The sequence below is a fragment of the Paracoccus nototheniae genome (assembly GCF_004335005.1).
GTDB classification, from domain to species: Bacteria; Pseudomonadota; Alphaproteobacteria; order Rhodobacterales; family Rhodobacteraceae; genus Paracoccus; species Paracoccus nototheniae.
The window spans coordinates 1-7,692 of record NZ_RQRT01000111.1 but is presented as its reverse complement, the minus strand read 5'-3'; the positions used below and the strand labels follow the sequence as shown (position 1 = coordinate 7,692).

Below are 7,692 nucleotides of genomic sequence, written 5' to 3'. Positions count from 1 at the left end.
TCAAGCGCTACAATCGTGGCGCCCCATCAGGTCATCCAGTCCCAGAATGTCTCCAGATCGTCCAAGGTCGCAACCCCGTCTTCCCCGCCCCGTCCGCGTTCCCGCCTTCGGTGAAGCGGTGTTTAGGACTAAGAGATGAGGGACGCAAGCGGGTTTTGTGAAAAAAACGTGTCAGCCGGTCAGAAAATTTATAAGGCGCTGATATAAAAGGAAACCTTCAGGCGCGACGGGGCCGGGTCCAAGGCATAGGGCGTTTGACGACCAGTCTCAGCGACAGCAAAGCCAGAATCGCCACGACCCAAAAGACGGGGGTCAGCTCGTTCACCTTGACCGTCCACAGCCAGTGCAGGGCGGCCAGGGGGGCTGCGAGATAGACCAGCTTGTGCAGGCGGCGCCATGCCACGCCCCCCAGCTTGCGGATCGACAGATTGTTGGATGTCACGGCCAGCGGCAGCATCATCACGAACGCCCCCATGCCGAACAGCAGATAGGGCCGCTTGATGATGTCGCGCCCCATCTGCCCCCACAGCAGCCCCATATCCATCACCACCCAGGCCAGCACATGCGCCGCCGCATAGGCAAAGCACAGAACTCCGATGGCCCGGCGAAACCGCATCAAAGAGATCCCGGTCAGGCGCAGCAGCGGCGTCACCGCCAGCCCGCCCGCCAGAAAATACAGCGCCGTGCGCCCCAGACGGTGTTCGACCTCTTGCACCGGATCGACGCCCAGCCCCCCGGTGAAGATGTCCCACAGAAGCAGGGCAAAGGGCAGCGCCCCCAGCAGCCAGACCATCGGGACCGGGACGCGGCGCAAGCTGTCGTTCACCATCCGCAGCATCAGTAGTTCACCCGCAGGTCCATTCCGGCATACATGGATGCCACCTGATCGCCATAGCCGTTGAACATCTGGGTTTCCTCGCGGCCGCCGAACAGGCCGGCGCCGATGACCCGGTGGGTCGCCTGGCTCCAGCGGGGGTGGTCGACCTCGGGGTTCACATTGGCGTAAAAGCCGTATTCGCTGGCCTGCAGCTGTTTCCAGGTGTTCACGGGTTCACGGTCGGTCAGGGTGATCCGCACGATCGACTTGATCGACTTGAACCCGTATTTCCATGGCACGACCAGCCGGATCGGCGCGCCGTTCTGGTTGGGCATCGGCTGATCGTAAAGGCCCGTGGCCAGAATCGTCAGCGGATGCATCGCCTCGTCCAGCCGCAGCCCCTCGACATAGGGCCAGTCGAGGATGGCGCGGCGCTGGCCGACCATTTCCTCGGGGCGGACAAGCGTTTCGAACTGGACATATTTCGCGCCGGGCTGCGGACCCACCTTGGCCAGCACCGAGGCCAGCGGCACGCCGATCCACGGGATGACCATCGACCAGGCCTCGACACAGCGCAGGCGATAGATGCGTTCCTCCAGCGCGTTGTCGGGGGCCAGATCCTCGACCCCATAGCTGCCGGGACGGTCGACCAGCCCGTCGATCTGGACCGCCCAGGGGTCGGTGGTCAGGGTATGGGCGTTGCGGGCCGGATCTTCCTTGCCGGTGCCGAATTCGTAAAAATTGTTATAGTTCGTGATTTCTTCGAAGGTATTCGGCGTCTGATCCGTGGACAGCGGCGATGGCCTGCCGGTCACGGTCTGCGCCTGTGCGCGCCCGGCCAGCGCAGGCAGCGCCAGTGCCGCAGCCGAGGCTGCCATGAACGATCGCCGGTCCAGAAAGACCTTGTGCGGGGTGACGTCAGACCAGTTCAGTTTCATCATGTCCTCCGGTATCGGGCAGGCCCGCCCAAACAGGCGCGCACCAAACATATCGCACAAACCACGCATCAGACGGCGCAGATGATGCATCACGTTCGATTGACCATTCGTCGCAGCCGCGCCGATGTTACAGAGGGATGGATAAATACCGCGTCAGCCGGCGCGGGCGATCTCGGCCAGGATCGCGGGACCAAAGCGTTCGGTCGCCTGTTCGCCCATCCCCGGAATGCGCGCCAGCGCATCGGCGTCGCGGGGTTTTCGATCGGCGATATGGCTGAGGGTGCGATGGGTCAGCGACAGCGGCTTGCCGGTGCCGTCCTCGCCCCGCTTCAGATCGACGGTGATCTGCAAAAGACGGTCGAACAGCGGGCCTTCGGGCTTGCCCGCCAAAGCCCGGCGGGCGGGATGCATGTCGGGCTGATCGCCCGCGATGACCGACAGGAAATCGCGGCCAAAGCTTTCCAGCTTCTTGGCGCCGACGCCGCTGATCCCGGCCATCTGGTCCAGATCCTGGGGGCGTTTCTCGGCCATCTCGATCAGCGTACGGTCGGGGAAGATGACATAGGCGGGCACGCGCGCCGCCTCGGCCAGCGCGCGGCGCTTGGCCTTCAGCGCGGACAGCAGCGGCTCATCCTCTTCGCTGACCTGAGTGCGCAGGACATTGGCAGGCTTGGCACCCTTGGTCGTATCCTCGCGCAGGGTGACGTTTTCCTCGCCACGCAGGATGGGATGGGCGGTTTCGGTCAGATGCAGCGCGCCATGGCGTTCGGGATCGGGGCGGCACAGGTCCAGCCCCATCATCTGGCGAAAGATCGCCTGCCACTGGCCGCGCCCATGTTCGCGACCCACGCCAAAGGTCGGCAACTGGTCATGGCCCCGTTCGCGCACCTTGTCGGTGCTGGTGCCGGTCAGGATGTCGATCAGATGCCCGCTGCCGAACCATTCGCCGGTCCGCACCATCGCCGACAGCGCCTTGCGGACCGCCAGCGTGCCGTCGAACAGCTTGGGCGGCACCTGACACAGATCGCAATTGCCGCAATCGGCGGCCATCTCTTCGCCGAAATAGCTCAGCAGCTTTCGGCGCCTGCACCCCGTCGCCTCGGCCAGACCCAGAAGCGCGTTCAGCCGGGCGTGATCGCCGGATTTTCGGACCGGATCGGCCAGCCCCTCATCGATCTGGGTGCGGCGCAGGCGGATGTCGTCCGGACCATAGAGGGTCAGCGTATCCGCCGGATCGCCGTCGCGGCCCGCGCGACCGATTTCCTGATAATACCCTTCGATCGATTTGGGCAGATCGGCATGCATCACCCACCGGATGTCGGGCTTGTCGATGCCCATGCCAAAGGCGACGGTGGCCACCACGATCAGCCCGTCTTCGCGCTGAAACCGGCCTTCGGCCTCGCGCCGCGTGTCGGGGTCCAGACCCGCGTGATAGGGAATTGCCGGGTGCCCCGCCTCTCGCAAAGCCTGCGCCAGCGTTTCGGTGCGCGCCCGCGCCCCGCAATAGATGATGCCCGATTGTCCCCGGCGTGCGGCGGCATAGGTCAGAACCTGCGTGCGAGGGCTGTTCTTGGGCTGAAAGGCCAGCCGGATATTCGGCCGGTCGAAGCCGCGCAGAAAGGTCACCGGATCGGCGCCCTCGAACAGGCGGGTGACGATCTCGGCGCGGGTTTCCACATCTGCGGTCGCCGTGAAGGCGGCCAGCGGCACACCCAGATCACGCTTCAGATCGCCGATGCGCAGGTAATCGGGGCGGAAATCATGACCCCACTGGCTGACGCAATGCGCCTCGTCCACGGCGATGGCGGTGACGCCCGCGCGCTTCAGCAGATTGACGGTGCCGCCCGACGCCAGCCGTTCGGGTGCCATATACAGCACCTTCATCCGGCCTTCCGCGATGGCGGCAAAGACGGCGTCCGTCTCGGCCTCGGTATTGCCGCTGGTCAGGGCGCCGGCCTCGACCCCCGCCTCGCGCAGGGCGCGGACCTGATCGCGCATCAGCGCGATCAACGGAGAGATGACCACCGTCACCCCATCGCGCATCAGCGCGGGCAGCTGAAAGCACAGCGACTTGCCCCCGCCGGTCGGCATGATCGCCAGCACGTCGCGGCCCTCGGCCACCGCCTCGACGATTTCCTGCTGACCGGGGCGGAAGCCGTCGAAACCCCAGACCTTGCGTAACAGATTCGTGGGCATCAGGCGCCGTAGAAGAAGCCCGCATTATTGGCCAATGCACGCTGCGCGATGATGATGACGATGAACACGATCAGCGGCGCCAGATCGAGGCCCCCCAGATCGGGCAGGACGCGCCGGATCGGGCGATAGATCGGCTCCAGCAGGCGGTTCAGCCCGTCCCAGATCTGCGCGACCAGCGGCTGGCGCAGGTTCAGAACCTGAAAATTGATCAGCCAGGACATGATGATATGCACGATCATGATGAACCACAGGACCTGCAGGATCAGTTGCAGGGCTTCGTACAGCGTTCCCATTCTCGCTCCTTCAAAGGCTCGCGCGGCGTTTGGCCCTGTATGGCTGCGCCTTTTGCGGGACGCAAGCCGGTGGCAGGCGCATAATAGGGCGATTTTGCCGCAGTTTGCGCCCCCGTTCCCCTGCGTCCGGCTTGACGCCCCCCTGATCGCCCGGCACCCAAGGGCAAAGGAAAGGGGCCTCATGTATCCGTTCATCCGCTTTGCCAAAGAGATGCTGAAATTCCGCCGCGCGCCCCGTCTGGCGCCGACCGGGACGCATGTCTCGACCCATATCTGCTGGCCTTGGGATCTGGACCCGTGGATCGAGCTGAACAACGGCCGCACCCTGACCCTGTTCGATCTGGGCCGCATCCCGCTGGCCGAACGGACCGGGCTGATCCCGGTGCTGCGTGCGCAGGGATGGGGCATCACGGTGGCGGGCAATTCGACCCGCTATCGCCGGCGCATCCGGGCGTTTCAGCGGTTCACCATGATGTCGCGCATGGTGGGGTGGGACAAGCGGTTCGTCTATATGGACCAGTCGATGTGGATTGGCGGCGAATGCTGCAATCAGGTGATGATCCGTTCGGCCATCACCTCGGCCCAGGGGATCGTGCCGCCCGCGCAGGTGATGGAGGCTTTGGGCCACAGCCCCGAAAGCCCCCCGTTGCCCGACTGGATCGCGGCATGGGTCAGCGCGGACGCGCTGCGGCCCTGGCCACCGGCCATTCCCGATGACGCGAAACTTCACTTGCCACTCTGACCGGGGCTGGCCCTAATGTCGCCAAGGGACGCGAAACGGCGCCACAAGGGGACAGGATGCAATGAAGGTCACGCAGCGCAGGCGCATCTGGGGTTGGTGGTTCTTTGACTGGGCCAGCCAGCCCTTCCACACGCTGCTGCTGACCTTCGTCTTTTCGATCTATTTCGCCGAGGTGGCCAAGCGCCATTTCATCGCCATGGGCGACAGCGTCACCCATGCGGGCGCGCATGCGCAGGCGCTGTGGGGATACGGGCTGGCGATCAGCGGGGTGGTGATCGCGCTGGCAGCCCCGGTTCTGGGCGCCATCGCCGACAGTTCCGGACGGCGGATGCCGTGGATCTGGGTCTTTTCCGGTTTCTATGTGGTCGGCTCGGCCGGGCTGTGGTGGCTGACGCCCGGATATGGGAACGGCAGTCATCCGGCGCTGGTCCAGGCCATCGTGCTGTTCGGGATCGGCCTGATCGGGGTCGAGTTCGCGACGATCTTTACCAATGCCATGCTGCCCGGCCTTGCCCCCCGGGCCCAGATCGGGCGCATCTCGGGGTCGGGCTATGCCTTCGGCTATCTGGGCGGCGTGGTGGCGCTGGCGCTGATGCTGCTGCTGTTTGCCGAAACGCCCGATGGCCGGACACTGGCGGGCATCCCGCCGCTGTTCGGGCTGGACCCCGCCGCACGCGAGGGGACGCGCTTTGTCGGTCCCTTCACGGCGATCTGGTACGCGGTCTTCATGATTCCGTTCTTCCTGTGGGTGCGCGAACCGCGCGACGGCCACCGTCCCCTGCGCATCCGCGCCGCGCTGTCCGATCTGTGGGTGCTGATCCGCAGCCTACGTCACCGGCGTAGCTTAGCGGCATGGCTGGCCTCGTCGATGTTCTCGCGCGATGCGCTGAACGCGCTTTATGGGTTCGGAGGCGTCTATGCCGGCACCGTGCTGGGCTGGCCGGTCTTTCTGGCGGGCGTCTTCGGCGTCGTCAGCGCGATTTCCGCCGCCGCGATCAGTTGGCTGGGCGGGCGCGCGGACCGGGCCTTTGGTCCGCGCGCGGTGATCACGGCCAGCATTCTGGCGTTGACGGCGGTCTGCACCCTGCTGGTCGGCATGGACCGGCAATCGGTTTTCGGCATCGCCACGCCCGAACCGCTGCTGGGCAGCCTGCGCCTGCCCGACCTGATCTTTTTCGCCTGCGGAGCGGTGATCGGCGGGGCGGGCGGCGCGCTGCAGGCCGCCAGCCGCACGATGATGGTCCGTCATACCACGCCGGAACGCGCGACCGAAGGGTTTGGCCTTTACGCGCTGTCGGGCAAGGCCACGGCCTTTCTGGCGCCGTTTCTGATCGCGGTGACCACCGATCTCAGCGGCAGCCAGCGCATCGGGTTTCTTCCGCTGATCGTGATCTTTCTTGTCGCGCTGCTTCTGCTAGGGTGGGTGGACCCGGAAGGAGAAACCGACCCGTGATCCGCAAGACCCTGACCGCCGCCGCCCTTTTGCTGGGGCTGGCGCTGCCCGCCTCGGCGCAACAGCTTGCCAAGGATGTCTTTGGCAGCTTCCGTGGACCCTCGCAGGGGCCTGCCGTCTCCATCGGCAATTATTCCCAGGGCTGCGGGCAGGGTTTTGTCCAGATGCCCGAAAGCGGACCCAGCTGGCAGTCGATGCGGCTGTCGCGCAACCGCAACTGGGGCCATCCGGTGATGATCGATTTCCTGCAGGGCCTGTCGCGCGCCGCGCAACAGGCGGGCTGGCAGGGGCTTTATATTGGCGATATCAGCCAGCCGCGCGGCGGGCCGATGACCTCGGGCCATGCCAGCCACCAGCTGGGGCTGGATGCCGATATCTGGATGCTGCCGCCGCAATCGCTGTCCCTGTCGCCGCAGAGCCGCGAAAACCTGTCCTCGGTCTCGGTCGTGGCGAACCGAGGCACGGCGCTGTCGGGCAATTGGACCGGGGCGCATATGTCGATCATGCGTGCCGCCGCCCGCGATCCCCGGGTCGAGCGGATCTTTGTCGATCCGGTCGCCAAGGTCGCCATGTGCCAGATGGAGACCGGCAACCGCGACTGGCTGCGCAAGATCCGGCCCATCAACAACCATGATTACCACTTTCACGTCCGGATGAACTGCCCCGCCGGCTCGATGTGCCAGACGCCCATCCCCATCCCTGCGGGCGACGGCTGCGCGGATGCGCAGGAATGGGTCAACATCCGCATCGATCCAAGCCGCGCGCAACCCTCGACCCCGGACCCCAATTATCGCCACCCCCGCACCTATCGGATGAGCGATCTGCCCGCACAATGTTCCACCGTCGCCTCGGCACCCTGAGCCTTGCCCTTGGGGCGATTCTGGTCACCGCGCCTGTTCATGCAGGCGCGGTGCTTGATTATGTGGGCACCCATGTCTGGACGGGCGTGGACCAATCCAGCTTTGGCGGGTTTTCGGGGATCGAGATCAGCCCCGACGGCACCGGCTTTCACGCCCTGACCGACCGCGCGCATCTGTATTGGGGCCGGGTGGAACGCGACCGGCAGGGGCTGGTGCGCGGCATGGCCATCGCCGGGCGCGCGCATCTGAAGGACAGCGAGGGCACGCCCCTGCCCCCCGGCTATATCGGCGACAGCGAGGGGATCGCGCTGGACGCCCAGGGCCGCATCCTCGTCAGCTTCGAGGGGCTGGACCGCGTCGTGGCCTATGACGACCCCGACGCCCCCGCCCAGC

8 protein-coding genes are annotated in these 7,692 nt (G+C 65.7%); 4 read left to right on the top strand and 4 right to left on the bottom strand.

The genetic code is table 11. The annotated features are described in order from the left end of the window. Window positions 1-217 precede the first annotated feature (217 nt). From EG885_RS21105 to EG885_RS21090, 4 genes are all read right to left on the bottom strand, one after another. Window positions 218-838 (bottom strand): protein-methionine-sulfoxide reductase heme-binding subunit MsrQ, encoded by a 621-nt coding sequence (locus EG885_RS21105; protein ID WP_131578607.1) that lies wholly within the window; start codon window positions 836-838, stop codon window positions 218-220. After that, complete coding sequence (msrP, locus tag EG885_RS21100) at window positions 838-1,758, bottom strand: protein-methionine-sulfoxide reductase catalytic subunit MsrP (protein ID WP_165571250.1); 921 nt, start codon at window positions 1,756-1,758, stop codon at window positions 838-840. The genes EG885_RS21105 and msrP overlap by 1 nt, the downstream gene beginning before the upstream one ends. 150 nt (window positions 1,759-1,908) lie before the next feature. Continuing rightward, a complete protein-coding gene (gene recQ, locus EG885_RS21095) occupies window positions 1,909-3,951 on the bottom strand; it encodes a DNA helicase RecQ (protein WP_131578604.1) in 2,043 nt (680 codons plus the stop codon). Next, window positions 3,951-4,244, bottom strand: coding sequence for a YggT family protein (locus tag EG885_RS21090; RefSeq protein WP_131578602.1), 294 nt, complete (start codon window positions 4,242-4,244; stop codon window positions 3,951-3,953). Before EG885_RS21090 ends, recQ begins: the two co-directional genes overlap by 1 nt. 181 nt (window positions 4,245-4,425) lie before the next feature. Here EG885_RS21090 and EG885_RS21085 point away from each other — a divergent pair, with 181 nt between their 5' ends. From EG885_RS21085 to EG885_RS21070, 4 genes are all read left to right on the top strand, one after another. After that, window positions 4,426-4,986 (top strand): acyl-CoA thioesterase, encoded by a 561-nt coding sequence (locus EG885_RS21085; protein ID WP_131578600.1) that lies wholly within the window; start codon window positions 4,426-4,428, stop codon window positions 4,984-4,986. Between the two features lie 61 nt (window positions 4,987-5,047). Beyond that, window positions 5,048-6,439 (top strand): MFS transporter, encoded by a 1,392-nt coding sequence (locus EG885_RS21080; protein WP_131578598.1) that lies wholly within the window; start codon window positions 5,048-5,050, stop codon window positions 6,437-6,439. After that, a complete protein-coding gene (gene mepA, locus EG885_RS21075; RefSeq protein WP_131578596.1) occupies window positions 6,436-7,299 on the top strand; it encodes a penicillin-insensitive murein endopeptidase in 864 nt (287 codons plus the stop codon). The genes EG885_RS21080 and mepA overlap by 4 nt, the downstream gene beginning before the upstream one ends. Next, window positions 7,272-7,692, top strand: a 421-nt coding sequence (locus EG885_RS21070) for an esterase-like activity of phytase family protein (RefSeq protein ID WP_165571249.1), incomplete at its 3' end; no start/stop codon positions are given. The genes mepA and EG885_RS21070, both read left to right, overlap by 28 nt.